The organism is Pseudovibrio sp. Alg231-02 (genome assembly GCF_900143565.1).
In the GTDB taxonomy this organism is placed as follows: Bacteria; Pseudomonadota; Alphaproteobacteria; order Rhizobiales; family Stappiaceae; genus Pseudovibrio.
On the sequence record NZ_FREX01000004.1, the window covers coordinates 65,897 to 91,630 of the forward strand.

Here is a 25,734-nt window from a genome sequence, read left to right on the forward strand (position 1 = left end):
GATGTACAATAATCCCTTTGAATACAACAGATACCCAAACTGAACGCCCTGAAGCCTCTGATTTCCTTGAGACTTCAGCAATCCGCTACGGCAGTTTCGACGAGGTTCAGCACACCGGCCAACACACAAAAATGGAGCCCGAAAGGCCCCATTTCTGATCGAAAATTCAAGCATTTACAGCATAGTCCGCCTTACTGCGGCAGCAGGACGTCGCCTTTGCCGTTTTGGACGACCAGCAGGATGCAGTCTTTTGGGCCGACGCAGGCGTCATCGTGGAACTCCTGCCCCGGCTGCATCACGTGTGAGCCCACCGGCAGCACTTCTTTTTTGCCAGCGCGGGTGTGTTCCCACTGTCCCTGCACGGTGATGGCGTTGTAGTCGTTGGAGTGGCCATGTTCCCCTACGTGGAAGCCGCCTGGCATCTTCAGGTACATGCCGTAAGGGCCGGTATCACGGTCGCCCCACAACACAGAAATGTGGATCGGCGTGTTGCCAAACTGGGTCCACTCAATGTCTTTCAGCTGGGTCATGTGGTCATCATCTCCACCAGCAAACGCGGCGGTGGACATGGCAATCAAGGCTGCGGTGCTAATGGCTTTCAGGGCTGTCTTAAACATGGCTAATCCTTGTAACTCTCTGTTTTCATGAGCGCAAAGAGATGTGCTCTCGGTGTGAGGCTGAGACTAGCGATTGCCCTGATCCTGTGAAATATGCATAGTTGCAGCGAACAAGGGCGGACATGCATATGAAACTGAGCGCAGACGATCTTCTGGTGATTATGCACCTGACCCGCGAGCGAACGCTGGAGAACGCCGCCCTCGCGCTTGGCAAGGACAGCTCCTCTGTTTTTCGCGGGATCAAGCGCATAGAAGCCAAGGTGGGCGAGCCGCTGTTCACCCGCTCCCGCGCCGGTTTCAAACCCCTGCCTATGGGTTTGGCACTATGTGAGCAGGCCGAGCAGATCCATGCAGGACTTTCCGCCGCTGATGCCCTGCTGGGTGGTGAAGATGTCGGGCTAACTGGTCCACTGCGGGTAACAACCACCGACCTGCTGCTGCAAAGCGTGATCCACCCCCGTCTTGCGGCGTTTCGCGAGGCCCACCCGAACCTGCAGCTGGAATTCAACGTCACCAACAGCTTCGAGAACCTGAGCGAGCGGCGCTATGATGTGGCCCTGCGCCCCACCAGTCAGCCGCCGGATGATATGATCGGTCTCAGGCTGGGCACCATCGATTATAAGCTTGTTGGTGCACCGGAATATCTGGATGGGTTGGGTGAGCTTGATTTTCAGGAGTTCACATGGCTGATCCCCGGTGACAGCCTGCAAGCACACCCGGCGAATGACTGGTTTCGCGACAAAGTCCCCTCACCAGCCAGCCTCATCCGCTATGACAGCATGAGTCTGCTGGCGGATGGTATCCGCAGTGGTCTGGGCGTTGGCATCTTGCCCGACATACCCACGCTTCTTGATGGCCTGCGCGATGTCGGAGAGCAACCCGCCATCTACCAGACCGACTTGTGGCTGCTCTACCACCCCTCAAATCGCGGCAATCTCAAGATCACCGCGTTTGATGGATTTGTGAGAGGGGCATTGGGGGCTTAGGTCAAAGGACGTCTGCCATCAGATTTCTCCGCACACCCCATTTGCGAGTCTCCAAAGCTTTGCGGCTGTTTTCAGAAAGATCGCCCGCCAGCACAAACCGCACGTTTCTGGTCTTAACATCCTTGGCCGCAAGGCTTCTGGTCACGTTCCAGACGGTCTTTGCGTTGTAGGAGGTCCAGCTCAGATAGTCGTAGGGCAGAACGATGTTCGCCGTGCTGTCAGCCTGGTAAGCCACCACCACATCGTGATGCACTTCCACCTTCTCAATCTTGCTGTCATCATGTAAACGCCCCAGCATCTCCACCAGCATCAGCGCGGAGAACGCTTGCGGGCGGGACTGCGCACCGGAGGCATGCTTCATGAGAACTTCAATGCCCTCAAGGTCTTTCGCCTCAATCACAAGGCCCGTGAAAATGGTCTTTTCTGTTGGCGTAAAGTGTGCGTTCAGCAGAACGCCCTCAGTGCTTTCCTTGGAGATGCCAGCTTCCGCCAGACGCTCGCGGTTGATATCGGCCATCTCGTCGGGTGTCTTCAGCAGCGTTTTTCTGGTCAGACTGTCCGCCGTCTTAAGGCTGCTGATAATGATGCTGCCCACGCCGGGCACAAAGCTCAGGCCCTGATCCACGCCAAACTGTCCCGCGGCATGATAGTTCGCCAGCTCCGTCAACTCATCACGCAACGGGGTGAAGTGAGTGTACGGATCCACCTTCATCTCAAAGGCCAGCTTGCGGATCGCCTCCGGACGACCAAAGAAGCCGCTGATGAACCCGTCTTCTTCACGCTCCGCTGTTTCCGGTGGCATGTTCCCGCGCGTTTTCACAAAGGTCGCCGCTTTGCCCACGCCCTTGCGCACGGATTTCACCATGCCCTTGGCATTGCCATAAACGTTCTTGGCTGCGGTGACTGGGGCGGTCACCGTTGTGTAGACCGACTTGATTGGCGTAATGACGGCTGTTCCCGCGCTTCTGGCAAAGGCGACTGCCTTGTTTTTTTCGCGCAGTGCTGCCAGTGCGTTCAGCTCATGGACATGGTCTTCCATAAACTGCTTGCCCTGCACAGTGTAGGCACCATCTTCCGTTTTGATTGCAAAGGTCAGATACCGCCCATTGCTCGGCGCCGCCTCGCTGATTGTGTAGTTTTCGCTCCGTAGCGGCACAGACAAAACATCTGCCGCAGCAAAGTACTTCGGCGGCTCTTCGAGCTTTTTCAACGCAGCCGGACGCTTCGCTGATTGCTCCGGCATCACATCGCTGGCAGCAACTTCATTGTGCGAAGGACTATCAAACAACCCATGCTTATCCTGATGACTGGCACAGGCCGAAACAGACAAAAAAATAACAAGCGTAAATGGCTTTTTGGCAGATAACATAAGATCTCGTTGGCCCGGAGAGGAAGGTATATTAGCGGTAAAATCTCATAAGCTAGGTAACGGCACAGTTATGCGGTAACGTGTTGTGATATTTATGTTTTTTATAATTCACAGTATAGCTCTTGAAAAGAGACTCGGCAGCACTTCAAAAACCATACCCTCAGTTTCCAAAGCTTTCATGACAACGCCCCGCAAACTAAACTTTATCTGTTAAAGCTCAGAATTTCGAAACAACGACACCCGGCATTTGTAAAGACACTTTATGGAAATCGAACTGAACAGGTCAGAGCAGAAACTTCAGGGTGCTTCCAGTTCGTACGAAGCATTGTCAGGTCATGACAGAGCAATTTTGTATTCCATGATAATGGAACCAACAGTGAGCCAAATTGTCCCCAGAGGCTTCCCAAAAGACCGTTTTCTGGATGAAATCTCACAGCGAGGTTGGGCGAGACCTGTTGAAGTTGAACCCGAAATGACCGCCAATGGCGCCTTTAGGTGCTGGCAAATCACAGACAAGGGCTCAAAGCGTCTGCCAACTTATTTGCTTGCGATTTCGACGGCTAAAACAACAAAGGAAATGGCTGCAAACAGCACAGCAGTTCTGATCAAATTCCTGCTGAAATTCTCTATTTGTTACTTAGCTTTACTAGTGCTTTTCGCTGCGCTTGGCTTCACAGCAACCAAACTCCAGATAAATCTTACAGGAACTGGCGGTTACCTCTCCCTCGCAGTAGCTACGGTATCACTTTTCGGGGCTCTCTATTTTTCTTCACGGCTTTGGGTCTTCAAGAAATCAGAGGACAAGCGCCTCCAAAACATTGCCTACGGTCAGTTCATCAGAGAAAAAACCAAGATTGTTTCGATCCTGTTGGCAGTCTCGTTTCTCGTTATTCATGGCAGTGTTGACCTTCTCACAGTGGCAATCGGTCTGAAAGCCGAGCTCGGCGCCCCACTCCGCCTGCTCATTCAATCAGCGCTTCTTAGTGTGCTCGCGATGATCTTCTTGCCCGGTATTCTTGATAAACGCCTGAAACAGCAAGTAAAGAAACGCGCAGCAGCACTCTAGCCGCTGCGCTCAGTCTTCTTCACACCGCCAATATCATCTTTGCGCGGAAGGCGAGGCCGGCTTCTGTGGTGTCCTGGTCGAGTTCGGCGCGGGCGCGGAGGACCTGGCCCTGGCGCAGGTCGAACATAAGGCGGGCACGTTCTAATGAGGGAAAGTCAGCGGGCAGGTTGCCCAGCTCTTTTTCCTTGTCAAAGCGGGAGGCGAGACGCTCATCTGCTCCGGTGATCGCCCCTTGAAGTCGCTCGGTGGTGCCTTCCACCTGCCCCACTGTTGTTGAAACGCAGTTACCCAGAAAACAGCCCTTGCTGCCGCTTTCGTGGTTGCTGGCGTAATCAATGGTTGAGCGCATGAAGGCGACCACTGCCTTTTTAATATCCGGCTCGGTTTCAAACGCGACCAGCGGTGCGCATCCGTCATCGTTAGAGTAACGGTCGATCGCTTCCAGATAGAGCTGATGCTTGTCTCCAAACACCGAATACAGGCTTGGACTGTTGATGCCCATGGCTGTCGTCAGGTCCTTCATGGAGGCTCCGTCGTAGCCTTTTCTCCAGAACACATTGATGGCAGCTTGCAGGGCTTCGTCTCGGTTAAAGTTTCTTGGGCGTCCCATTTATTTTGTACCATTCATTACAAAACGATTGACTCTTGTTTGAATTCGAGTTTAATAACGTTCATTACAAAACTCAAGGAGGCTTTTGTGAACCATACAGCATTAGCAGCGGGACAGCCGTTTCCGCAGCTTACAGTGAAGGCTGTTGGTGGCGGCGAACTCTCGCTTGGCACACCTGATGCTGGCTTCGACTGGCAGCTGATTGTGGTGTATCGCGGGGCTCATTGCCCACTTTGCACCCGTTACCTGAAGCAGCTCAACGAAAAGCTGAGTGACTTGCATCGCCTTGGCATTGAGGCGCTGGCGGTTTCGGCAGACAGCCTTGAAATAGCACAACACCAACTGGCAGATGTGCAGCCGGAGTTTCCGGTCGGGTATGGTCTGAGCCTTGAGCAGATGCAGGAACTGGGCGTTTACATCTCCAAGCCTCGCTCACCTTTGGAAGCTGAAGCCCCCTTTGCGGAGCCTGCCCTTTTTGTGGTGAACGACAAGCAGGCGTTGCAGTTGGTAGACATCTCCAACGCCCCGTTTACACGGCCAGATCTTGGATCGTTGCTTGGTGGATTGGGGTTTATCCGCAACCCGGATAACAACTATCCAGTGCGTGGCACGTTTAAGTAAATCCGAGGTTTTTTGAGCAGTTTTCTGTAACTGCGCACCTCGTAAAACCCAAATAACACATCGCCCCATAGGACGACCAAACTCAGCCACGACATGAGCTGAGACCGCTCGACAACACCCTAATACTCGCGAAAAGACGAAGAAAGACAATAGAATGACAAAGGCAACGCACACTGCAGAAGGCATCCGCGCAGCAATGGATCACCTGATCGACCGCGCCACCAACTATGACATTGACGCCTTGCAAACCATCTATCACGATGACTTCCACACCACGCTTGTTGCGCCAGACAGCAGCGTGACCACCTTCAACAAGCAAGAGTTTATCGAGCACTTCCGCAAACAGGCTGAAGCAGGCAAGCACCAGCTGAACACTTGGGCGGAATGGCACGATTTCCATATTCTCGGTGACACCGGTGTTTCTGTGCTGACCCGCAAACACAGCGGCATGAACGACGAAGAAATGAAGCTGCTCTGCAACATTGAATGGCGCTTTGAAGATGGCCGCTGGCAAGTGCTGCGCGAAGCAATCTTCATGCAGCCGCTGGACAGCTGATAGTAAGACTTCCCTTCCAATGAGCGACTTAGGGGACCCCCCTAAGTCAACACCGTGGCGGAGCTGAGGTTCCTCCGCTCTCTGGTCGCGCCGGAGCCTGAAAGCATGCACTCATGGCGGTTTCGCCTTCTTTTTGAACCTCACTGGAGAATTCTTATGAGCAATCGTCTGGCAAACAAAGTTGCCTTCATCACCGGAGGCAACAGCGGAATAGGGCTTGCCACCGCGAAGGCCTTTGTGGCTGAAGGTGCAAACGTCGTCATTTTGGCCCGCTCACAGGCAAAAGTGGATCAGGCAGTCGCCAAAATTGGTAAAAACGCAATGGGTGTTGTTGGTGATGTAGCCGATTTACCTTCTTTGCGCAGAGCCTTTGAGCAAGTCAAAGAAGTCTATGGCAGAATTGATGTTGTCTTTGCCAATGCGGGTGTTGCACCGGCCACCCCGCTGATTGAAACCGGCGCGGAACAGCTGGACCGTGTGTTTGACGTCAACTTCAAAGGCGCTTTCTTCACCGTGCAATACGCACTGCCGCTTTTGGCACCTGAGGCCTCCGTGGTGCTCGTGGGCTCCTGCATCAGCGAAATGGGCACAGCGGGTTACTCAGCCTATGCCGCCTCCAAAGCTGCGGTGCGTTCCCTCGCCCGCACGCTGACGCCAGACCTTTTTGAAATCGGCGCACGCATCAACGTTCTCAGCCCCGGCCCCATTGATACGCCTGCTCTTTCCAACGGCGGGCTTACTGACGAGCAGGTGAAGGCCACAAACGAAGCCTTTGGCAATCTTCTGGCCGCAGGCCGCGTTGGACAGCCAGAGGAGATGGCAGCCGTCGCCGTATTCCTCGCCTCCTCAGAGTCTTCCTTCATGCGCGGCGCAGATGTGCAGGCAGATGGAGGCATGAACCAGATCAGGCTGCCTCGCGCATCCTGATCGCGGCTTAGACATGCTCGCCCATCCCGCAAGCGGGGTGGGCTTCTCATTCAACATTCTCAAGGTTTTACATCATGCCATCAGTCAATCCCGGCACTGTCATACTCAACGGCGAAAATCCTTTCATCTGGCTGAGCGAGACCAAAGACGGCCCGCGCACATCCGAGGCAAGTCTCTGGACCATCACTTATTCCCCCAAAGGGGCTGGCCACGCTCTGTTCATCAAGAGTGAACTGACCAACAATGAATGGCGCATCTACACCGACAATGTGGAGATGACCCGCTGGCTGCAATCCACCGTGCAGGGCATGCTGGGGCCAGACACCAAAGACCAGAGCATCCCAACCATCAACGCCGAGTTTGACCGAAGCGGAGACACCCAAAAAGCATGGAGCCAGACCATCCGCAGCGCAGAGGATGAGATCGTGATGTCATGGTTCGATATGCACCAGCCTCTGCTCGTCAGCGACGAGACTGTCAGCGATCTGCCGCTCCGCCCTTATGGCGTGAGCGCGGTGATGATCCCGGCGGAAAAGGCAGTGCTCACGGTCAATGGACAACAGGCCCGCGGCCAAATCTGGCCTATGGATCTGGATGGTCACCCCTTCACCACCGGCGCTCTGGCCTTTTCAGAAAGCTGGCGGGCGTAACCGCCACTCATCTCACCCCACAAGACAACAGGAGATCAAAATGACACCGTACACAATGACCCGCCGACGCGTGATGCTGACATTGGCTGCCACGGCTGCCAGCACCATGCTGCCACCCATCAGTTTTGCAGGTGAGTTGGCCACCATGAAGCTTGGCGAGCTGGAACTTTCCACCTTCTCAGATGGTTACTTCAACCTGCCCAACAACTGGTTTGGCAATGCGAATGCGGAAATTCTTGCAACAGCGGGTGACCCTGTTGTTGTTGGCGCCAATGTCTGGCTGATCCGTGCGGAAAAACGGCTGGTGCTGGTTGATACGGGGTCAGGTGTCGTTTTTGCTGAGACAGATCCAAATGTTGGCAAATTGGATGCCTTGCTCGCCGCACAGGGCATCAAGCAGGATGAAATCACAGATATCGTCATCACCCACATGCACGCTGATCATATTGGTGGATTGCTGGGTCCAAATGCCGGTGGTTTCAGCAATGCAAAAATCCATATGGCAGAGGCTGAATGGACCTTCTGGACAGACCCGGCATTGGTAGAGCGCGTTCCAGATGAAATGAAACCCCTCGTCGAAGTCGCCCAAGCGATCGCAGCGCCTCTCAAAGATCGCGTTATGACCTATCAAGGCGAAACAGACTTAGGGGACGGACTGGTGCTTGTGCCACTTCCCGGCCACACACCAGGACACAGCGGGCTGCGCATTGCTGGTGGCGGCAAGGAACTCTGGATCATCGGCGACGCCATCATCTCGGAGGTTTTGCAGTTCAGGAACCCTGAGATCACATACGGTCTCGATATCGATCCGCAGCAAGCCATCAAAACACGCAGGGACCTGCTCACTCGCCTCGCGGAAAGCGGCACCCCACTGGCAGCCACACACCTGAGCTATCCCGGCATGGGCCATGTCACGCAGGACGGCGATGGCTTCATCTTCAAGCCCCTGAGCTAATCGCTTGGATCGCGCCTCACTTTGGCAGCAGTTCAGCCGGTTGCACGCACCTCTTCAAGCGGTGTGCAATCGGTTTTCTTGCTCAGGATCATCAGCTGGCTTAGCATGACCGCCTGTATTTTCAGGCGCATCATGCGCCGGCAAGTTGTTTGAGCAAGGTGATTTTGAGATGAAACCCACCAGCATTTCTGAGCTGACAGCAGAGTTTGGCGTGATCCTGTTTACGGAAAACTTTGAGGCCTGTGTGCAGTTCTATGAGCACACTCTGGGCCTGCAAGTTATTGAACGCACGCCGGATCTGATCAGTTTTCGCTTTGGCGGCAGCTATCTTGTGGTTGAGCGCGGCGGGCACAGCAGCCCCACGCAAAAACCGCGGAGGCAGAACCCCTGCGTCCTGCGGTTCAACACAGACGACATGGACACAGCCATTGAGCTCCTGAACGCTAACGGACTGGATGTTCAGCCTCAAACATTCGACTGGGGCACAATCGCAGCCTTTACCGATCCGGATGGAAACCTGTGTGAGCTGAAATCCCCGGCCCTCGTGGGAGCGTAACAGAGCATCTCCCCGAAAACCGCAGGGTCATCGGGGATGTGTTTCAGCGCAGGAAAGCTGAGCTTATTTCCAGTAGTTGTTGGCCGCAGCGACAGTGCTGAAGTGCTCAGCAATGGTTTGTGAAGCCGCGATCAGAGACTCTGAATCATATTCATACATCAAGCGCATGGCAGAGCGGACTTCGGCATCCGGCTGCATGAATTTGATAGCCATACGGGACAGTTTGACTGCAAGCTCATAGCCCTCTTGCGGGTTGGCTGTTTGCAGCGTTGGGAGCCAGTTCTCATCCATAATTCGCATCCTTTTGATTTGGCGATTTTGGAAGAGTCAAACAGGCAAGAGACAAGCGCAATCTCCCCAATTTCCATTGGGATTTGTAGGAGGGTACCCTCAAAGAAACAGGCAGAAGCACGCCGCTTCTGCCCGAGAAATCCAGCGATTACTTGCCAGAGACCTGTTGATACACAGTTGGTTCACCACCCGCAGCTTTTGGCAGAGTGTAAACGGTGTAGTTTGTGTCCGCATCCGGTTCACCCATACCCAGAGAGCCCATTGGCATACCCGGTACGCTCAGGCCCTTGATATCAGGACGCTCAGCCAGCACACGCTTTACCGCTTCCAGCGGCACATGACCTTCCATCACATAACCATCAACCATAGCGGTGTGGCAGCTCTGCATATTTGCCGGAACGCCTACCTGACGTTTCACGGCATCCAAATCTTCGGTGTTGCGAACCGTCACGTTAAAGCCCGCATCCTCAAGTGCATCAGACCACTGGGTGCAGCAGCCGCAGTAAGGCGATTTGTAAATGGTCAAGTCTTTGTCGTCCTCAGCATGAGCCGCGAAGGAGAATGCACCAGTGGTGAGAACAGCTGCGAAAGCGCCAGCCAGCAAAGTCTTTTTGGAGATCATCGTCTATCCAATCCAGTTTATTATTTATTTCAATTAGTTAGAGTTTTGAGGTCTAAGCAACTGAATGGATTGGAGGCCTGTCTATACCGCTGGTTTGAGCAGAGTACACCGGTAACAAAACCGGCACAGACATGCTGGAGCTGCGGTATAAAGGAGAGATTGCATTGGTCTGATCCAGCAGGCCAAGTGTCGCCATACAGGCAGTCATACCTGTTGCCATGGCTGTCTCTGTTTCACAGCAGCAACAAGACGATTTGTCAGAGATCATATGCTCCATGGCTGCTGCATTCTGCTCAGCCAGAGCGAGTTTTTGTGCTGCACTGTTAGACGCCATTTCGCCCTGCATGCTCATGGCATAGGGCGTGGTGACGAACAGCGTCAATAATATGATCAGCACACGAAACATGGCTGCAACCTAAGGGCACATTACGGCAGTTTCAAGTTAAACTGTTGTAATCTCCTGCGTAGGACAGCGTGACATTTATGCGCACCAGATTTTTCAATTCTCCCGAAAAGCGCTTGACCTCAACTTAACTTGAGGAAGTACTTGAGTGTCATCTCATCACAAGCGGGCTGAGGCTGTTCCCCCCAATTGGCGCAATTTTGCGCTTTTGCCTCACCTGACTAAACTGGAGTACTGACATGAGTGAACCAAAAGCCGCCTACCTTGTTGCCAGCAGCTTTATGCCAAAAGATCATGGCTCAATAGACGCATATGGCGAAAAAGCCGTCCCACTATTTGAAGCGGCAGGCGGGGAATGCATCATCTTTGGCGGACCCGATCAGCCTTTTGAACATCTGGAAGGCGTATGGAACACAAACGCGCAACTGACGCTTTTCCGGTTCCCAAGCATGGACGCGCTCATGACGCTCTGGAACTCCCCTGAATACCAGGCAATCAAACACCTTCGCACAGACGTAATCCCGCCAAACTTCACGATTGCTGTGGAATCCAGCATCTAAATCACATCCCCAAAAGGCATTAGGGCGCTCTGTCCTCCCCAAGAATACGACAGAGCGCCACTTTATCACTTCCCTACTTTTTCTTTGTTTTCAAAATTGTAACCAAGAAAATCAATATCCTTGCTGTAGAGTTTTCTCACGACAAGCCGGTTTTCTCTGGAATAGTATTCACTATAGTGGCGTTTTGTTTTCTTATTGATGTGCGCTAGAGATGGAAGCTCAATTTGATACCGGCTAAGGACCATAGAACGAAGTAAGTCAACATCCTGCTTAAGGCGTTCTTGTCGAAGAATTAAGTCCGGTAAGAGCATCTCACCACTGTGGAACATCTCTTTTTGAGATGCGACATGCAGATCATTAATTTTGTTGAACTTGTCGCTTAAAACTTTGAGATACTCCTCGAACTTCATTCCTTGATAGAACCCGTATTGGCGCAATCTTTCGTGGAGAGTTTTGTTCACCTTGTCTTCATAGTGAGAAACCGTTCGAGCCCAAGGATTCCTACCTATCGCCAAGACAAATCTATCTAGCTTAACTTCAGCAATCCGTTCTTTTGAGATCTTCATAGGACCCCACATGTGGTGAGGATTACTCTTATGCGGAAGCTCACTTGGCAACAATGGTCGTAAAAGATCCAAAATCGAGCTATTCGCGCATTTTGGTGTCGCGATGACAGAAATTTTATAAGCAGGGATGTCGTAATAAAGGGGTTGCATTCATGGTTCCTTATGTACGCATAAGTTCAGCTTGATCAATCGCTGATAAGCTCAGCAGCATGCATCCTTTATGCAAAGTTTTTGTCATTTAGTTGCAGGAAAGCCGTGTTGACATAGTCATCCGGAAGACCATCAAAACTCGTGCTCTCTTTATACGGTTGTGCCTTCAACTAAGAAATTGGAGCACACGCAAGAAATAACTACGGAATCATCTATTTTTACACCGAATTAAGATGATAACCATTAGCGCTCCGCAAAATTTCATAACGCATTACAGATAGAATTGGCCAATTGTTTCCATCTCGGTGATCTCTATCAAATGTATCAATGAAGCTTCTGATGTTGTTATATGAATTCTTGATATTTTCTGGCGGAACCAAGTTCCACCATCCAATCCTCAGCAATTCAGAAATCAAAGAGTCACTAAAGCGTTTTCGAACAACTTTTGCTGGTTGACCTACTGCGATGCAATAAGGGCCGATATCCTCGTTAACGAAACTATTAGCACCAATCACAGCACCATCGCCAATTGTAACACCTTCTCGAATAACAACGTTGCGGCCTATCCAAACATCATTGCCAATGGTTGTTCTCAGGCATCTTCCGTCCCACTCAAGGTTGCTCCCTGCATAGGCTGGCCAATTAGGATGCTTATCAAACCAAGGTATTCCGTTGTATTGGAATGGATGTGTGGAGACCCAATCCAATGGATGTTCCGAAGGAGCGATGGCGACATTACGCGCAATAGAGCAGAAACGACCGATATCAGTATTTCTGAACTCCCCATCGGGGCAGAAGTAAGTGAACGCACCGACACTGCAAGAGCCCTGAATACCTGCGTTTGTCAGACGGACCGGCGCCTCTGTAGTCAATCTATCTTCAATGCGCGATAGCTTTTGAAGTTCGATACCTTCTTCAACCAGACGCGTTGTATCTGTGATTTTTTCTTCCAAAACGTCTTCACCCTACGATATAATTCCAGCCAACTTGCCAATATTTATATTTACTGGATGACGGGCATTTTCAAAGAACGCGTCAGGATCTTCTCTTAATTCGCTCGCTTGCTTCGGCGCGAGATATCGAGAAAGTACTGGCGTGGCAACTGCAAGTACAAGTTTAGTCCGTAGCGGTTTTACTTTTTGAATCTTCGCAATTTTCTTTTTAGGACGCGGGTTCGCTAGTGTCGCACTGCCTGCTCGCCAATAACCCGGGCTGGAAATACTATTTTTAACCAACGGGATGCCTTCGGATCCGGAAAACAAATCTTCCACGCTATGTCCTTCAAAAAGGGTAGCATCGCCTCTTGCCGGATCAGAAAGAAATAAATTCAAGATACTTTGCGAAACTTCCTTGTCGTTGCACAATTCAAATGCTTCAGTTCCAAAGATTTCTAAATAGTCCAACGCATACTCCAAAATCCCCTTATGGAGTTGGGATACATAGCTATTACGTGATGCTGCTTCAGTGGAATCTACGAATACAGGGTCAAACATCCCTTCGTCATTTTTTGTAACATTTTTAACTGAAGGCGTTGTGTCACACAGCATGTATTCAAAAAGAAGCCTATTTGACAAAATAGGGCTATCCTTTGTGATATTCGCAAAATTCCGAAGAAAGGCATTGACCTTCAGGCCAGCGAAGCTCCAGAGCTGCGCTTTATCTAGGGTCGCAAAATATAGCCCATTAACAACTCCACCAGAGATTTTCGAAAGCGCACCCTGCATATTTGCATTCCAACCTACATCTACTACTGTAGGATCGCCGTGATGCCCAAAACCGACAGATTTCAAATAGGCCTGATAGTTTTCACGTTCTATCTCAGCGTTTGAAAGTATATCGTCCTGCAACAACTTAAGAAGAGCCATGACATTTGACATGTTTCTTTCGGAAATGCGACTATCTGTACTAGCTAAACCACAAGTGCGTGCCTTTTTAACAGTCTCTGCATCAACAAATAAGCCGAAACGATTTTCCAACAAGCTCCGAACTGTGGCGCTTCGATCAACAACGGCTTTCGCTACATCATGGATGTCTTCGAATCCAAATAATTGCGGTATGCGTGTCGCTCTCCTCGACGCGTAGAGGTAGGTATGCTTAATTCCTGTATTTTGATAATCTTCCATAATTTCGAACAAGTCCGAAATTATTTTCCCTTCCCTTGAAAGGAAGTAGACGTCATTTTGATCGTTTTTAATGCACTCTTCTCTAATCCAATGCGTGAAGGAGAACATCAGCGGTCCGAGTGCGCAATATCCTATGTTGAATGGATCCGAGTTAAAGAGGGTGTCTTTTGAAACATTTTTAGGATCTGCGAATGCTCGTTTTGCAACCATTGAGCACATCGTGCTTCTCGCTAGAGATTCAATCGGTTTCCGACCTCTAAATAACTTTTTATATTGGGTATTTTCCCAAAGGTACGTTTCAGATCTAGGAAGGTGAAATGCTGTTATACCCTTGTCCTGGGCTGGCTTAACATCAGTTTTAGGATTATCTCCAACATGAATAACATCAGAACCGCTAAGATTGTATTCTGCTAGGAGATGAGTAAACAAAGTCCCAGACTTCTTAGTTTTCATAAGAGAAGATGACAACAAAAGCTGATCAAAACGAGTGTATCTATGTTTCTCGATAAGCTTCAAGATCGCATGTTCAGGCAAATACATGTCACTTGTAATTACAATCGTCGATCCGGATGCGACAGCGGCATCCCACAATTGCCTACCGATTTTACGAGGCATCGAAATTTCAATTTCGATCTCAATCTCAACTTCTTTAATTAAGTTCAATTGCTGGTAGGACAATCCCGTTATTGGGCGAAGCTCATCGTAGATATCATCAAGCGTAATCTCATCCCTGGATGATTTTTTCCGAGCTTCAACTTCTGCTAGTAACCGTTTTTCAGCAAAATTAAATTGCTGAAGTTCAGTTCCAGAAATGCGTTTCTCAAGATATCGATAGACATCAGCTGGTTGCTCAAAAGGCCTCGATATCAACGTATCAAAAAGATCAAAGGAAATTAATTTAGGCTTACGTTGTTCAATATGATCAGAAAACTGATCCGCTTTAGTTTGCTTCGATGTAAATCCTTTACGCAAAAAGATACCCTTTGCTTCTTTATGCTTAAAGCTGCCCAATAATTCTGAGTTATAATCTTGCTCAATGTCTGAAAATCTGGGTAGTTCAAGATCTTGAATTTTTGAACGCCTCGAAACAAGCTCTTCCAACATAGATGTGATGAAAGTACCATCTAGAGTAACCTTTGATGCTAGAGGCTGATTTCGCTCGAGAGCAAATGACAACACTTTATCTTTGCACCTTCTAGTAAGCTCATTTCGGTAATCTAATTTTTGATAATTTGTGTTTCCAAAGGAGCAAATATCCAAATCCCAAATCAAACCTTGAAGCGCTAAACCACTAGTCGCAACAGTTAGCATATCTACGCTTTGAAGAAGGTGCTGGGATACAGCAGACAGTTCTCGTGAAGTTCTCTCAAATGCTATATTTTCTTTATAACGCTTTAAAAACGATATATATTCATCATCAAACAACAATTCAGATGCATGCTTAGAGCTGTATTCAGTAAAGTATATACCAATATCTTCAGGTGTATTTTCCAAAACTTTGAAGATGTATTCACGTTGACTGTTTAACTTTGTGTCAGCTTTAAAGGCGTAATGATCTGATATTTGCAATGGCAACAAGCAAACTTTATCTGACCTCGTTGCAACTCTCAGATCATCCTTTGACCTATACGTCATCTCTTTGAATGATTGAATTGTTTTTCTTCTAAAATCTGAAACTAGCTCTTGGTTATATTCTTCACGTGACACCAACTGATCAGTAAAGGCACTAAGACTTGATTTTCGATATAGACCATTTGGATCAAAGACAACCGTGTGAGGGTACGGAGAACGTGCAAATGCACCAGGCATCTGTTCAACAACTAGCGCATCTGGGTACAATGACCTCAGAAAGGGAACCGGCGTTTCCCAAGTAAGAACAACATCTAAGCTCTCAGGTAAAATACTCTCAACCCAATTTTGCAGCTTCTGTGAGAGTTCATCATTACCTTCATACAAACTTTGAGAAGGGTCGAACCACCCTCCTACTTTACGAATGCCATCCTGTACAGAAACGTCAATCATTTTCACTTTAGAATTAATAACTGTACGAAGGGGCTTGTACGCATCTGGTACGAGCAAATAGACATCGTGCCCAAATTGGGCAAGTGTATTTGCTTGTTTCAATAAATGATTTTCGTAAGAATTTTTGGCAAAAAAAACAGTACCGCCCTGCAAAATCCAAGGAGAGGTCCAAATCAAAATTCTCATTTCACACCTTCGTAAGCTATTTTATTCTTATGGCTTGAGAGCATCTACCCACTTCGCTCATTGGATGGCTTAAAAGAAAAAGGCATCACAAAAAGCCGAATTGAGAGTAATTTTATTAGCGGATAGCTGGAAGGGACATCAGTTCTAAGTTCATCTAGTTCTTACAACTATACGAACATTAACTCATCCTCTTAACCAACATCCAAACTACAAGTAACCCTTTTGCTCTAGATAATTGAAAACTTGGTCTGCTAGCGCTTCTGGTCTTCCTTCATCGCCATATAGTACGACTTCAGCACTCTCCGGACGTTCATACATAGCATCAACGCCAGTGAAATTTTTCAACTCGCCTCGGTCAGCTTTTGCGTAAAGACCCTTCGGATCACGCTTACGGCATTCCTCGATTGAAGTATTGACGAAAATTTCTACAAACTCGCCAGCTTCAAGTATCTCTCGAGCCATTTTCCGCTCTGACTTAAAAGGAGAGATGAAAGACACAAGTGTTATTAAGCCTGCTTCAACAAACAACTTAGAGACTTCTGCAACTCGCCGGATGTTTTCCACACGATCACTGTCAGTAAATCCGAGATCACGATTTAAACCGTGCCGCACGTTGTCGCCATCAAGCAACATCGTGTGTTTATCCATTTCGCACAGCCGTTTTTCAACCAGATTGGCGACTGTAGACTTTCCTGAACCACTCAGGCCTGTAAACCAAAGGACTACAGGTTTTTGTTGCTTTTGCATTGAGCGAGCTTGCTTGTCTACATCTAGCGCTTGCCAATGAATATTGGACGAGCGCCGCAGTGCAAACCAAATCATCCCCGCTCCCACAGTCTGATTAGTGAAGCGGTCAATCAAAATAAAAGAACCAGTCTGCTTGTTGGCTTCATACGGATCAAACGCTACTGGTTCCGATAGAGAAAACGAGCAAAAAGCTATTTCATTTAACTCCAAATTCTTAGCAGCCAGATTTTGGAAGGTGTTGACATCAACTTTATGTTTAATCTCAGTAACGGTTGCAGTAACTGTTTTACGGCCAATCTTCAACAAATATGACCTGCCAGGATGCATGGCCTGTTCTTCCATCCAGATAAGATGCGCTGCAAATTGATCAGCGACCTCCGGACGATGCTGAGGAGAAGCAAACATATCGCCTCGACTGGCATCAATTTCATCTACTAATGTGAGTGTGACGGCGTCACCGGCGACCGCAACCGGTAAATCGCCATCCATCGAAACAATTGAAGCTATTCGTGAGGTTTTTCCAGACTTAGCGACAACGATTTCATCTCCTGGCCGCACTGTTCCACCAGCAACGGTACCTGCAAACCCACGGAAATCTAAGTTGGGACGATTCACCCATTGCACAGGCATCCGGAATGGTCCTGCATTACGATTCATATCAACTGACACGTGCTCCAGATGGTCTAGTAATGTGGGACCAGAATACCAATGCATGTTCTCAGAAGGCAAAGTCACATTGTCTCCGCACTTAGCGGAAATTGGAATCGCTTGAAACGTGGAGAAGTCGAATCCAGAACTAAATGTCTTGTAATCCTCGAGGATTTCTGCGAACCGTCGCTCAGAAAAATCAACAAGATCAATTTTGTTTATTGCAAGCACTACGTGTTGAACGCCGAGAAGGGATGCAATAAATGAATGTCGTCTAGTTTGTTGCAAAATACCCTTGCGAGCGTCAACCAAAATAACGGCAAGGTCAGCTGATGACGCTCCGGTTGCCATGTTTCGAGTGTATTGCTCGTGCCCTGGCGTATCTGCAACGATAAATTTCCGCTTGTCCGTTGTAAAAAAACGGTAAGCAACATCAATCGTAATGCCCTGCTCTCTCTCGGCTTCCAATCCATCTACGAGTAGTGAAAAATCAATATCTTCACCACCTGAGCTTCGTCTTTTCGACTCACGCTCCAGCGTAGCAAGTTGATCATCAAACAACAGCTTTGAATCATAAAGTAATCGCCCGATAAGTGTTGATTTACCATCATCTACACTACCGCATGTTATGAATCTAAGTAACGATTTATTACTCTGCTGTTGCAAGTATTCTGATACAGTTTTTTGGGGGGTAATTAATACCTGTTCCATCAAAAATACCCCTCTTTTTTCTTCTTTTCCATAGAAGCAGCTTCATCGTGATCGATCAAACGTCCCGCACGTTCGCTAGTCCGCGCGATCAACATTTCTTCAACAATATCCTCGAGTGTTGCTGCGGATGATTCAAATGCACTAGTAAGCGGGTAACAACCCAACGTACGGAAACGTACCATGCGCTTTTCAGGAATCTCCCCATCGTTCAGTGGCAATCTCTCATCATCTACCAAGATTAACTGCCCATCACGTGTTACGACTGGACGCTCTTTCGCAAAATATAGAGGTACCATCGAAATACTTTCTGAAAGAATGTATTGCCAGATATCAAGTTCTGTCCAATTGGAAAGCGGAAACACACGTATAGATTCACCAGACTTAACTCGCGTATTGAATATTGACCAAAGCTCAGGCCGTTGATTTTTTGGGTCCCATCCATGCGTTTTTGTCCGAAATGAAAATATACGTTCTTTTGCGCGAGATTTTTCTTCATCTCGTCGTGCACCACCAAATGCCGCATCGAAACCATGCATATCCAATGCTTGCTTGAGTGCTTCAGTTTTCATCACATGCGTATACAAGCTGGAACCATGATCAAATGGATTTACATTATCCTTCAATCCATTTGGGTTAGTGTGCGTTATAAGCTCCATCCCAGCTTCTTTGGCCATACGGTCTCGAAACTCGATCATTTCACGAAATTTCCAAGTCGTATCTACATGTAAAAGAGGAAATGGTGGGGGAGCTGGGTAAAAGGCTTTACGTGCAAGATGAAGCATTACGGAGGAGTCTTTACCGATGGAATACAACATCACCGGATTATTGAATTCAGCTGCCACTTCCCGAAGGATATCAATAGATTCTGCCTCGAGTCGATACAAGTGGTCTGTTCTAAAATTCATTTCAGTAACCTACAGTTGTTCTTTCAGGGAAAATATTATTTTCATTCACAAATTTGAAGAGGAACTACGCTTCATACATGTTTTTTCTCTTCTACGAAAACACCATTCTCCAAGTTTAAAACAAATACTCTGCGGGCCTACCGTGAAGCTTAACGATTCTTTGCTCAGGGTCATTTTTTTGATACTGATATTGAGTGACTCAATTTGAAATATCACCTCTCGAGGAATACTCAGCGTAGCGTGGAAAATTCCTAACAGAGCCATGATCTGCGATAGTCTTCAAAGATTGCTTCCTTGAGATTTCATTGATGTCTGTTGCACGCCCCATCCTGTTTTATCAACTCAGCCTCACCAGCTTTCACTTTCCCCGTGCCATGCTGGGTGTGCTGTTTCCCTATCTTGTAACTGTCTACCTGGCTGAGAGCCCGAAACGGGTGAGCTATGCAATGACGGCTTCTATGCTGCCCAACCTGTTTGTGCTGTTGTTTGCCGGGGCCCTTGCTGATCGCCTGAACAAGCGTAAGCTGCTCGGCATCTCCAGCACGCTCTTTCTGGTTGGCATTACAACAAGCCTGCGTTTGCCAGACACGCCAGCACTTACGGCAAAAGACAGACCCAGCATCCTCAGCGAAATTCCTGAGGGGCTGGCTTTGGTGCTGTCTTCCAAAACTCTGAGATTACCTGTGTTTTTGATGAGTTCAGCCGGCCTCATACTGGGCGGCCCCTATGCCGTTCTGGTGCCGCTTATGTTACGGGACACCTATCACGCCACAGGTTTTGACTTTGCGTTTGCCTTCGCTGTTTTCATGGTTGGCGGCGCATGTTCCAGCGGCATGCTCCTCAAACTGGGAGCAATCAGAAATCCAGTCCCACTGCTTGTTGTGGGTTACAGTATGGGCAGCTTTGCACTGCTGTTTTGGGCGATGTCTCCACCTTACTGGGCTTTTCTTGGCAGCATCTTCTTTTGGGGCGTTGGCGGCGGTATCTGCCTCAACATGAGCCGCACCATCTTGCAGGAACAAGCGCCCTCAACCCACAAATCCCGCGTGCTCAGCGTCATGTATCTGGGTGATGAAGGCGGTGCTCCTGTTGGCAGTCTTATAACCGGCGTGTTGATCACCACCTTCAGCCTCTCCAGTGCCTCCATCATTCCCGGCGTTGTGGTGCTCCTCATCTCCCTCCTCCTGTTGCTTGTGCTAAGCGCACAGAGGAGTGAGGCAAAAGCAACACAGGATGTGGGGCAATGACGGGCAAGCTGTATGTGCCTTGACTTCCCGTGCAAACCGCATAATCTCTGCCCCGATCAAAACGCGAGGAGATAAACCGATGAACAAGAACAGGACAACACATTCAACCTGCCCTGTTTCTGTAAGAGTTCATCACCATGCCTTTATCTATCTCACTCAATCATCTGTCTTGCGCACGTCCTGACGGTACTGCACTTTTTTCTGATCTCAATCTTCAGTTTGCTCAACACCGCACCGGCCTGATTGGCCGCAACGGCACTGGCAAAACAACACTGCTGAACCTCATCAGCGGTGCGCTGACACCTGCTTCCGGCTCAGTTTCCGTGCAAGGGTCCATCGGCTTGCTAAAGCAGCAGCTGCAAAGCGGGCCACAAGAAACACTCGCAGACCTGTTTGGCATCACCGAAGCTCTGGGTGTCCTGCAAAAGGCAGAGGCAGGAACTGCCAGTATGGACGAGTTGGCTCACGCAGACTGGACGCTGGAAAGTCGCATGGAAGCGGCCCTTGCCCAGATGGGGCTGGAAATCTCCACTGATCACCCACTCTCCGCTCTCTCCGGTGGGCAAATCACCCGTTGCAGGTTGGCGGCACTTCAGTTTCATGATGCAGATTTTCTGCTGCTGGATGAGCCCACCAACAATTTGGATGCAGATGGGCGGGAGGCTCTAGGCACCTTCCTCGCCAAGTGGCGCAAGGGTGCGATCATCGTCAGTCATGACCGTGCCTTGCTGGAGCAGATGGACTGCATTGTTGAACTGAACACACTGGGAGCCTCCGTGTTTGGCGGCAACTACAGCTTCTACAAAGCGCAAAAAGCTCAGGAACTGGCTGCCGCTGAGCAAGATCTGGCATCTGCTGAAAAGCGTATTGGCGACCTGAACCGCAAGATCCAGAGTGTTGCCGAGCGCAAAGCCCGCAAGGATGGAGCTGGCCAACGCGCCCGCGCCAAGCGCGACCAGACCAAGATCCTTCTCAACGCCATGCGCAACAAGGCTGAAAACAGCCTTGGGGAGAACGCCAATCAAGCATCCCGACTGAGCGAGGAGGCGGAACAGCACTCCAAAGCCGCCCGCGAAAAGATCGAGGTTCTGGAACAGCTCAGCATCAGCATCGCCTCCTCTGGTATTGCCAGCGGCCAGCGGGTGCTGACAGCTGAGGGCCTGAGCGTGGGTTATGAGAAAGATCAGCCTTTGCTTCACGATTTTTCGCTCGTGATAACGGGGCCAGAACGCATTGCCATCAAAGGCGCGAATGGAACTGGCAAGACCACGCTGCTGAAGACGTTGACGGGTAAGCTCCCGCCCCTGTCCGGCACGTGCCAGCTGCACCCGTCTGCCCGTGTGCTGGACCAGACCGTTAGTCTGCTGAACCCGGACCTTTCGGTGCTGGAAAACTTCCGCGTGTTGAACCCGGAGCAGGATGAAAACACCTGCCGCGCCATCCTTGCCCGCTTCCTCTTCCGCGGCGACGCTTCCACTCAGCAGGTCAAAACCCTCAGCGGTGGCATGATGCTCCGCGCCGGCCTCGCCTGCGTGCTCGGTGCAGCCCAGCCCCCCAAACTGCTCATCCTGGACGAACCCACCAACCACCTCGACCTCACCGCCATTGAGGCCATCGAATCCGCCCTCACCACCTACAACGGCGCCCTCCTTCTAGTAAGCCACGATGCCACGTTTCTGGAGAGTATTGGGGTGACGAGAGAGGTGGTGTTGGGGGAAACGGTGGGTGTGTGAGGGTGGTGAAACTCAAGAACCAAAAGCGTACAAAAATAGAATGCGTTCTAAATGTCATTTTAACTTGAGTTTTATACTCAAGTTAAATATGTAGCACACAGCCAAAAGCCATATCCCACTATTAAGAATGAGATAATCATGTTGCGTGTTACACGACGGAACAGGGATAAGGCTTTGTGTGCCTTGTTCCTGCCATTGCTATTTGCTTCATTTTCTTCAGCGACAAATGCAAAAGAAACGGCAAAAACCAAGGAAGAAGAAAACCATTTCGATCCCATCGTTGTAATTGGTAGCAGCGAAACAGTAGAGACTATAGCGAACTCAGAAGTAGACGAGGAACTGCTACAACGACTTCAAGCAACAACTGTTCCTGAAATTTTACATGGAATACCGGGCACTGATCTAGCTGGCACAGCGCGCGCGCAAGGCCAATCGGTAAATATTTGGGGCTTTGCTGACCAGGAAGACGTCAAATTCTTACTTGACGGAGCTCAGAAGGAATTTGAGAAATACCGCCAAGGTACTGTTTTTATTGAACCTGAATTGCTCAAAACAATTAGCGTTGAGAAAGGGTCTTATTCAGCTGAAATATTTGGTTCATTCGGCGGCACAGTCAATATGACGACCAAATCTGCTAGCGACATGCTTAAACCCGGACAAAGCATTGGGCTATTTTCCAAACTAGGCTTTGCTTCGAATGGAAATGAGTTTGCAAAGACGATTGCTGCTTACGGACGTTCAGAGAAGTACGGTGCAGAATTAATTGTTTCTGCTACGCATCGAAAGAACGAAAATTATGACCTTAGTGATGGTCATGAACTGATACTGTCAGCGATCTCGCAACCGACCGGTTTTTTCAAAGGAAGTCTTGAGCGAGGTGACCATTTCTTCGAGCTTTCTGGTGCTGCTTATTATAGCAATGACCTCCAGCCTTGGGCCGCAAAAGGTACATACAAAGTACTCGGTAAAACTTATCCAGACCGGCAGAGCTATGAAGATGCCATTGCACGAATTTCAACAAAAAGGGAACTAAAAGATCGCTCACTTGCATTTAAATATGAGTTTGATCCTGACAGCGAACTCGTAAATACAACGTTTGAGGCGAATTATTCAAACACAAATCAACATGATTATAGACCGTATAAAGATAGAGAGTACTCACTCTTACTTGGTGGCAAAGAGAGTTGGCTTGACTATACTAACTATAAAGCATCTCTGAAGAATTCAGCTCTGTTTGACTTTTTGGGAATAGATGCAAAGTTGACAACTGGTCTGCAGTTTTCTCATCACCTGAGAGATGTCATGGTGTATGCTCCAAAATACAAAGATAAAGATGATTACAATTATGGAAACCTACAGTCGCCTACACAACCTGGAGGAAAGCAGACTGTTTATTCCACTTGGTCAGATCTAACGTTAAACTTTGAGAATGGACTAGAATTCAGGCCAGGTTTACGCTTCGACTACATCGTGTCTGAAGGTGATCCCAACTTAGGCTCGAGATACAACAATCCATCCGTGGGGCATGATTATGGGAGAGTTGAGCACTCTGGCTTTTCTCCAAGCGTTAACGCAATGTTCCCGCTTACGGACAATCTACGCATCTTTGGTGATTGGGCATATAAACTCAGAGCCCCTCTGATCGACGAACTGTATGATGTGGGCACCAGCCGTGCAACATCAGATCAACTCAATATCGAGCGCGTCCACTCCAAACGTATTGGAATCACGACATCTCATTCAGATGTTTTACAGAGCAACGACACAATCAAAACACGTATTTCTGTTTATCGAAACGACATCAGCGACAACATTCATCGGCTCTACAGCAGAAATAAACATCTCGTACCATCTGATGATTATCCAACTTATGCAAACCTAAAAGGTTACTACACGCAAGGCATTGAAGCAGAGCTCTATTACGACAGTGACAACTTCATCGGTAGTTTGGCATTCTCAGCTGGAGAAGGGGAGTTCAATGGGACTTTGTATAACGTAAATGCAGATACTGACCAGTATGTCTCAGAAATCGCTCCTACTAAATTGATAGCATCACTTGGCTATAAAATACCCGAACATGGAATTACGTTTGGATGGAAAGGTAGCTTCTATTCTGAACAAGATCGTATAACCCGCTTTCAGGATAACAAATATTACGCCTCCAAGGGCTACAGCCTGCATGATGTTTTCTTAAGTTGGATACCACCAGAGGGCCGTTTTGAAGGTCTTGAAGCTCGGGCCTCGATCGAAAATATTTTGGATCGAAAGTACATAAATCACTTCAGTGATACTTATGGAAAATCTCGTAACTACAAGGCGTCTCTCAGCTACAAATTCTAACAGGAACAGAGCAGTCTCAGTTTTGTGGCTGCTCTTTTTTCTTACAAATGCGTCACCTTCAGTGCTCCGCCCCAGCGGCTGTTGAGGTAGTTGGCGACGAGGGAGCGGTGGCATTGGTGGGGGAGGTGTTCGGAGCAGAGGAGGCAGGCGCCTTCGAACATATCTGCCTTGAACTTGCTCTCCACCTTGCGCTGGGAGAGCAGGCCCATGAAACGTTCTTTGAAGATGGTCCAGTCGCCCTTCTCTTTCTTGAAGGCTTTGAACATATCCTGATCCGGTGCCAGCAATGGCTCGTGCTCATAGCCGATGCCGCCAATGGCCTCCAGAAAGAAGGCCAGATCATTGGACTTGGCAAAACCAGCCAGCTGAGAAGTGTTATTGAGGCGCACATCAATCACCTTCTTGACGCCCGCACTTTGCAAGCGGCCAAAGAAGTTCTCTGCTGTTGTTTTGGTGAAACCGATTGTTGTCAGGGTCATATCAATCACTTTATCTCTCAGCCAAGCAAGTCTGTTTTAGTGCATCCGCAACACGCGCGCCATGCTGGTGATCAAAAGCAGGGCCATGCCCTCCTTCTCCAGCTTCCCCTCAAACGCCTCGCGATTGGTTCGGGCGCGTTTCAGCAGAACGGTGGGAGAATTCAACCTCCAAACAGCGCATGTGCCTGAGACAGGATGAGGTCTCGGAACCATTTGTGGGCGGGGGAGGTGCGGTTGCGGATGTGCCAGATGGCGCTGATGCCAACGTCGACGACAGGGGCTGGGCATTTGCAGGAGGCGAGGCCGGATTTTATGCCACCACATATCAGCTTGCGAGGCATGGTGGCAATCAGGTCTGTGCCTGGCAATGTCGCAGCAAGGGCGTTGAAGCTGGGGGCGGAATAAACCGTTTGGCGTTTGTGTCCCAACTCAGCCAATGCGCGGTCAATGAATGTCACTTCATCGGCGGTCACCAGCATGTTGGCATGCGGTGCCGCGACATACTTTTCCAGCGTGTCCGGAGCATCTCGCGTTTTAGGATCGTAGAACACCACAAACTCATCATCAAACAGCGTTTGCGCAACAAACTCATGGGAGTCTGGTGGTGGCAGCGGGGTGAACAGCAAATCGGCATCGCCATCCACCAGAGAGGCGACCTCGTGACGATGAGACAGGCGACAACGGAGAGTTACGCCAGGAGCCTCCTGCCGTAAGCGCTTGATTACTGAGGGGATCAGCAGGTTATGGTCTTCATCACGGCAGTCAATCACAAAGCGGTTGGTTGCGGTGGACGGATCAAACCTTGACGGTTCACCGATCAACGCCAGCGTTTGCAGCAGCTCTTCCACCATGGGCATCAGAGCATCCATACGCTTTGTCGGCACCACATTGCGGCCTGCTTTGACGAACAGCGGGTCTCCTAAAAGACCGCGCACCCGCTCTAATCCATGGCTGACGGTGGACTGGTTTACGCCCATCATCTGCGCAGCCTGCGTCACTGATCCGCTTTCATGGATCAGCTTCAACATCATCAGGGCGCGGCCATCAAGACCTAAATAATTCATTTTCTGCATAGTTCTTATTGAATT

The 25,734-nt window shown here is 49.3% G+C and carries 25 protein-coding genes; 12 read left to right on the forward strand and 13 right to left on the reverse strand.

Going from position 1 to position 25,734, the window contains the following annotated elements:
• Window positions 1-191 precede the first annotated feature (191 nt).
• Window positions 192-617: a cupin domain-containing protein gene (locus DHN43_RS12615; RefSeq protein ID WP_063306787.1), complete on the reverse strand. Its 426-nt coding sequence runs from the start codon at window positions 615-617 to the stop codon at window positions 192-194.
• A 122-nt stretch (window positions 618-739) separates the two neighbouring features.
• Between DHN43_RS12615 and DHN43_RS12620 the strand changes: the two genes are divergently transcribed.
• Window positions 740-1,603, forward strand: a complete 864-nt coding sequence (locus DHN43_RS12620) for a LysR family transcriptional regulator (protein WP_108818823.1) — start codon at window positions 740-742, stop codon at window positions 1,601-1,603.
• A 1-nt stretch (window position 1,604) separates the two neighbouring features.
• Here DHN43_RS12620 and DHN43_RS12625 read toward each other — a convergent pair whose 3' ends face one another.
• Window positions 1,605-2,972 (reverse strand): hypothetical protein, encoded by a 1,368-nt coding sequence (locus DHN43_RS12625; RefSeq protein WP_108818824.1) that lies wholly within the window; start codon window positions 2,970-2,972, stop codon window positions 1,605-1,607.
• A 376-nt stretch (window positions 2,973-3,348) separates the two neighbouring features.
• Here DHN43_RS12625 and DHN43_RS12630 point away from each other — a divergent pair, with 376 nt between their 5' ends.
• Entirely contained in the window at window positions 3,349-4,038 is a 690-nt protein-coding gene (locus DHN43_RS12630) for a hypothetical protein (RefSeq protein ID WP_208995339.1), read from the forward strand.
• Between the two features lie 19 nt (window positions 4,039-4,057).
• On the opposite strand, the gene DHN43_RS12635 is transcribed toward DHN43_RS12630, so the two are convergent.
• Window positions 4,058-4,648: a TetR/AcrR family transcriptional regulator gene (locus DHN43_RS12635; protein ID WP_108818826.1), complete on the reverse strand. Its 591-nt coding sequence runs from the start codon at window positions 4,646-4,648 to the stop codon at window positions 4,058-4,060.
• An 87-nt stretch (window positions 4,649-4,735) separates the two neighbouring features.
• On the opposite strand from DHN43_RS12635, the gene DHN43_RS12640 reads away from it, so the two are divergent.
• The 6 genes from DHN43_RS12640 (at window position 4,736) to DHN43_RS12665 (ending at window position 8,913) form a co-directional block, all read left to right on the forward strand.
• Window positions 4,736-5,269, forward strand: a complete 534-nt coding sequence (locus DHN43_RS12640; RefSeq protein ID WP_108818827.1) for a redoxin domain-containing protein — start codon at window positions 4,736-4,738, stop codon at window positions 5,267-5,269.
• A gap of 154 nt (window positions 5,270-5,423) precedes the next feature.
• Entirely contained in the window at window positions 5,424-5,825 is a 402-nt protein-coding gene (locus tag DHN43_RS12645) for a nuclear transport factor 2 family protein (RefSeq protein WP_108818828.1), read from the forward strand.
• Window positions 5,826-5,981: 156 nt separating this feature from the next.
• Complete coding sequence (locus DHN43_RS12650) at window positions 5,982-6,752, forward strand: SDR family oxidoreductase (RefSeq protein WP_063318164.1); 771 nt, start codon at window positions 5,982-5,984, stop codon at window positions 6,750-6,752.
• 74 nt (window positions 6,753-6,826) lie between these two features.
• Window positions 6,827-7,402, forward strand: a complete 576-nt coding sequence (locus DHN43_RS12655; protein WP_108818829.1) for a hypothetical protein — start codon at window positions 6,827-6,829, stop codon at window positions 7,400-7,402.
• A gap of 40 nt (window positions 7,403-7,442) precedes the next feature.
• Window positions 7,443-8,357, forward strand: a complete 915-nt coding sequence (locus DHN43_RS12660; RefSeq protein ID WP_208995341.1) for an MBL fold metallo-hydrolase — start codon at window positions 7,443-7,445, stop codon at window positions 8,355-8,357.
• A 169-nt stretch (window positions 8,358-8,526) separates the two neighbouring features.
• Window positions 8,527-8,913, forward strand: a complete 387-nt coding sequence (locus DHN43_RS12665) for a VOC family protein (protein ID WP_108819031.1) — start codon at window positions 8,527-8,529, stop codon at window positions 8,911-8,913.
• Between the two features lie 63 nt (window positions 8,914-8,976).
• Here the strand turns inward: DHN43_RS12665 and DHN43_RS12670 are convergent, their stop codons facing one another.
• The 3 genes from DHN43_RS12670 to DHN43_RS12680 all read right to left on the reverse strand — a co-directional run bounded on the left by DHN43_RS12670 (window position 8,977) and on the right by DHN43_RS12680 (window position 10,232).
• On the reverse strand, window positions 8,977-9,204 hold the full coding sequence (locus tag DHN43_RS12670) for a hexameric tyrosine-coordinated heme protein (RefSeq protein ID WP_057462294.1): 228 nt from the start codon (window positions 9,202-9,204) through the stop codon (window positions 8,977-8,979).
• Window positions 9,205-9,352: 148 nt separating this feature from the next.
• Window positions 9,353-9,826: a DUF411 domain-containing protein gene (locus tag DHN43_RS12675; RefSeq protein ID WP_108818830.1), complete on the reverse strand. Its 474-nt coding sequence runs from the start codon at window positions 9,824-9,826 to the stop codon at window positions 9,353-9,355.
• Between the two features lie 52 nt (window positions 9,827-9,878).
• A complete protein-coding gene (locus tag DHN43_RS12680) occupies window positions 9,879-10,232 on the reverse strand; it encodes a hypothetical protein (protein WP_063287908.1) in 354 nt (117 codons plus the stop codon).
• A 236-nt stretch (window positions 10,233-10,468) separates the two neighbouring features.
• Here DHN43_RS12680 and DHN43_RS12685 point away from each other — a divergent pair, with 236 nt between their 5' ends.
• Complete coding sequence (locus DHN43_RS12685; protein WP_108818831.1) at window positions 10,469-10,789, forward strand: DUF1330 domain-containing protein; 321 nt, start codon at window positions 10,469-10,471, stop codon at window positions 10,787-10,789.
• A 65-nt stretch (window positions 10,790-10,854) separates the two neighbouring features.
• On the opposite strand, the gene DHN43_RS12690 is transcribed toward DHN43_RS12685, so the two are convergent.
• The 5 genes from DHN43_RS12690 to cysD form a co-directional block, all read right to left on the reverse strand.
• Entirely contained in the window at window positions 10,855-11,505 is a 651-nt protein-coding gene (locus DHN43_RS12690) for a sulfotransferase family 2 domain-containing protein (protein ID WP_108818832.1), read from the reverse strand.
• A gap of 218 nt (window positions 11,506-11,723) precedes the next feature.
• Complete coding sequence (locus tag DHN43_RS12695; RefSeq protein ID WP_108818833.1) at window positions 11,724-12,458, reverse strand: CatB-related O-acetyltransferase; 735 nt, start codon at window positions 12,456-12,458, stop codon at window positions 11,724-11,726.
• A 12-nt stretch (window positions 12,459-12,470) separates the two neighbouring features.
• The gene (locus DHN43_RS12700) at window positions 12,471-15,836 is read right to left on the reverse strand and encodes an HAD family hydrolase (protein WP_108818834.1); all 3,366 of its coding nucleotides are present in this window, start codon (window positions 15,834-15,836) and stop codon (window positions 12,471-12,473) included.
• A 207-nt stretch (window positions 15,837-16,043) separates the two neighbouring features.
• Window positions 16,044-17,942, reverse strand: coding sequence for a sulfate adenylyltransferase subunit CysN (gene cysN, locus DHN43_RS12705; protein ID WP_108818835.1), 1,899 nt, complete (start codon window positions 17,940-17,942; stop codon window positions 16,044-16,046).
• A complete protein-coding gene (gene cysD, locus DHN43_RS12710; protein WP_063304675.1) occupies window positions 17,942-18,847 on the reverse strand; it encodes a sulfate adenylyltransferase subunit CysD in 906 nt (301 codons plus the stop codon). Before cysD ends, cysN begins: the two co-directional genes overlap by 1 nt.
• Before the next feature lie 308 nt (window positions 18,848-19,155).
• Here cysD and DHN43_RS12715 point away from each other — a divergent pair, with 308 nt between their 5' ends.
• The 3 genes from DHN43_RS12715 (at window position 19,156) to DHN43_RS12725 (ending at window position 24,167) form a co-directional block, all read left to right on the forward strand.
• Window positions 19,156-20,094 carry an MFS transporter gene (locus DHN43_RS12715; RefSeq protein WP_108818836.1) on the forward strand — a complete coding sequence of 313 codons (939 nt, stop codon included), beginning with the start codon at window positions 19,156-19,158 and terminating at the stop codon, window positions 20,092-20,094.
• Between the two features lie 137 nt (window positions 20,095-20,231).
• On the forward strand, window positions 20,232-21,827 hold the full coding sequence (locus DHN43_RS12720) for an ABC-F family ATP-binding cassette domain-containing protein (protein ID WP_108818837.1): 1,596 nt from the start codon (window positions 20,232-20,234) through the stop codon (window positions 21,825-21,827).
• A 138-nt stretch (window positions 21,828-21,965) separates the two neighbouring features.
• On the forward strand, window positions 21,966-24,167 hold the full coding sequence (locus DHN43_RS12725) for a TonB-dependent receptor domain-containing protein (RefSeq protein WP_108818838.1): 2,202 nt from the start codon (window positions 21,966-21,968) through the stop codon (window positions 24,165-24,167).
• Window positions 24,168-24,208: 41 nt separating this feature from the next.
• Here the strand turns inward: DHN43_RS12725 and DHN43_RS12730 are convergent, their stop codons facing one another.
• Window positions 24,209-24,646, reverse strand: coding sequence for a DUF488 domain-containing protein (locus DHN43_RS12730; protein WP_108819032.1), 438 nt, complete (start codon window positions 24,644-24,646; stop codon window positions 24,209-24,211).
• A 161-nt stretch (window positions 24,647-24,807) separates the two neighbouring features.
• On the reverse strand, window positions 24,808-25,710 hold the full coding sequence (locus DHN43_RS12735; RefSeq protein ID WP_208995343.1) for a LysR family transcriptional regulator: 903 nt from the start codon (window positions 25,708-25,710) through the stop codon (window positions 24,808-24,810).
• Between the last annotated feature and the right edge of the window lie 24 nt (window positions 25,711-25,734).

Bases quoted from the DNA above. Each gene is read 5' to 3' on its own strand.
- DHN43_RS12615 (WP_063306787.1), bottom strand. From the start codon at position 617: ATGTTTAAGACAGCCCTGAAAGCCATTAGCACCGCAGCCTTGATTGCC.
- DHN43_RS12620 (WP_108818823.1), top strand. From the start codon at position 740: ATGCATATGAAACTGAGCGCAGACGATCTTCTGGTGATTATGCACCTG.
- DHN43_RS12625 (WP_108818824.1), bottom strand. From the start codon at position 2,972: ATGTTATCTGCCAAAAAGCCATTTACGCTTGTTATTTTTTTGTCTGTT.
- DHN43_RS12635 (WP_108818826.1), bottom strand. From the start codon at position 4,648: ATGGGACGCCCAAGAAACTTTAACCGAGACGAAGCCCTGCAAGCTGCC.
- DHN43_RS12645 (WP_108818828.1), top strand. From the start codon at position 5,424: ATGACAAAGGCAACGCACACTGCAGAAGGCATCCGCGCAGCAATGGAT.
- DHN43_RS12650 (WP_063318164.1), top strand. From the start codon at position 5,982: ATGAGCAATCGTCTGGCAAACAAAGTTGCCTTCATCACCGGAGGCAAC.
- DHN43_RS12655 (WP_108818829.1), top strand. From the start codon at position 6,827: ATGCCATCAGTCAATCCCGGCACTGTCATACTCAACGGCGAAAATCCT.
- DHN43_RS12660 (WP_208995341.1), top strand. From the start codon at position 7,443: ATGACACCGTACACAATGACCCGCCGACGCGTGATGCTGACATTGGCT.
- DHN43_RS12665 (WP_108819031.1), top strand. From the start codon at position 8,527: ATGAAACCCACCAGCATTTCTGAGCTGACAGCAGAGTTTGGCGTGATC.
- DHN43_RS12670 (WP_057462294.1), bottom strand. From the start codon at position 9,204: ATGGATGAGAACTGGCTCCCAACGCTGCAAACAGCCAACCCGCAAGAG.
- DHN43_RS12675 (WP_108818830.1), bottom strand. From the start codon at position 9,826: ATGATCTCCAAAAAGACTTTGCTGGCTGGCGCTTTCGCAGCTGTTCTC.
- DHN43_RS12680 (WP_063287908.1), bottom strand. From the start codon at position 10,232: ATGTTTCGTGTGCTGATCATATTATTGACGCTGTTCGTCACCACGCCC.
- DHN43_RS12685 (WP_108818831.1), top strand. From the start codon at position 10,469: ATGAGTGAACCAAAAGCCGCCTACCTTGTTGCCAGCAGCTTTATGCCA.
- DHN43_RS12690 (WP_108818832.1), bottom strand. From the start codon at position 11,505: ATGCAACCCCTTTATTACGACATCCCTGCTTATAAAATTTCTGTCATC.
- DHN43_RS12700 (WP_108818834.1), bottom strand. From the start codon at position 15,836: ATGAGAATTTTGATTTGGACCTCTCCTTGGATTTTGCAGGGCGGTACT.
- cysN (WP_108818835.1), bottom strand. From the start codon at position 17,942: ATGGAACAGGTATTAATTACCCCCCAAAAAACTGTATCAGAATACTTG.
- cysD (WP_063304675.1), bottom strand. From the start codon at position 18,847: ATGAATTTTAGAACAGACCACTTGTATCGACTCGAGGCAGAATCTATT.
- DHN43_RS12715 (WP_108818836.1), top strand. From the start codon at position 19,156: ATGTCTGTTGCACGCCCCATCCTGTTTTATCAACTCAGCCTCACCAGC.
- DHN43_RS12720 (WP_108818837.1), top strand. From the start codon at position 20,232: ATGCCTTTATCTATCTCACTCAATCATCTGTCTTGCGCACGTCCTGAC.
- DHN43_RS12725 (WP_108818838.1), top strand. From the start codon at position 21,966: ATGTTGCGTGTTACACGACGGAACAGGGATAAGGCTTTGTGTGCCTTG.
- DHN43_RS12730 (WP_108819032.1), bottom strand. From the start codon at position 24,646: ATGACCCTGACAACAATCGGTTTCACCAAAACAACAGCAGAGAACTTC.
- DHN43_RS12735 (WP_208995343.1), bottom strand. From the start codon at position 25,710: ATGAATTATTTAGGTCTTGATGGCCGCGCCCTGATGATGTTGAAGCTG.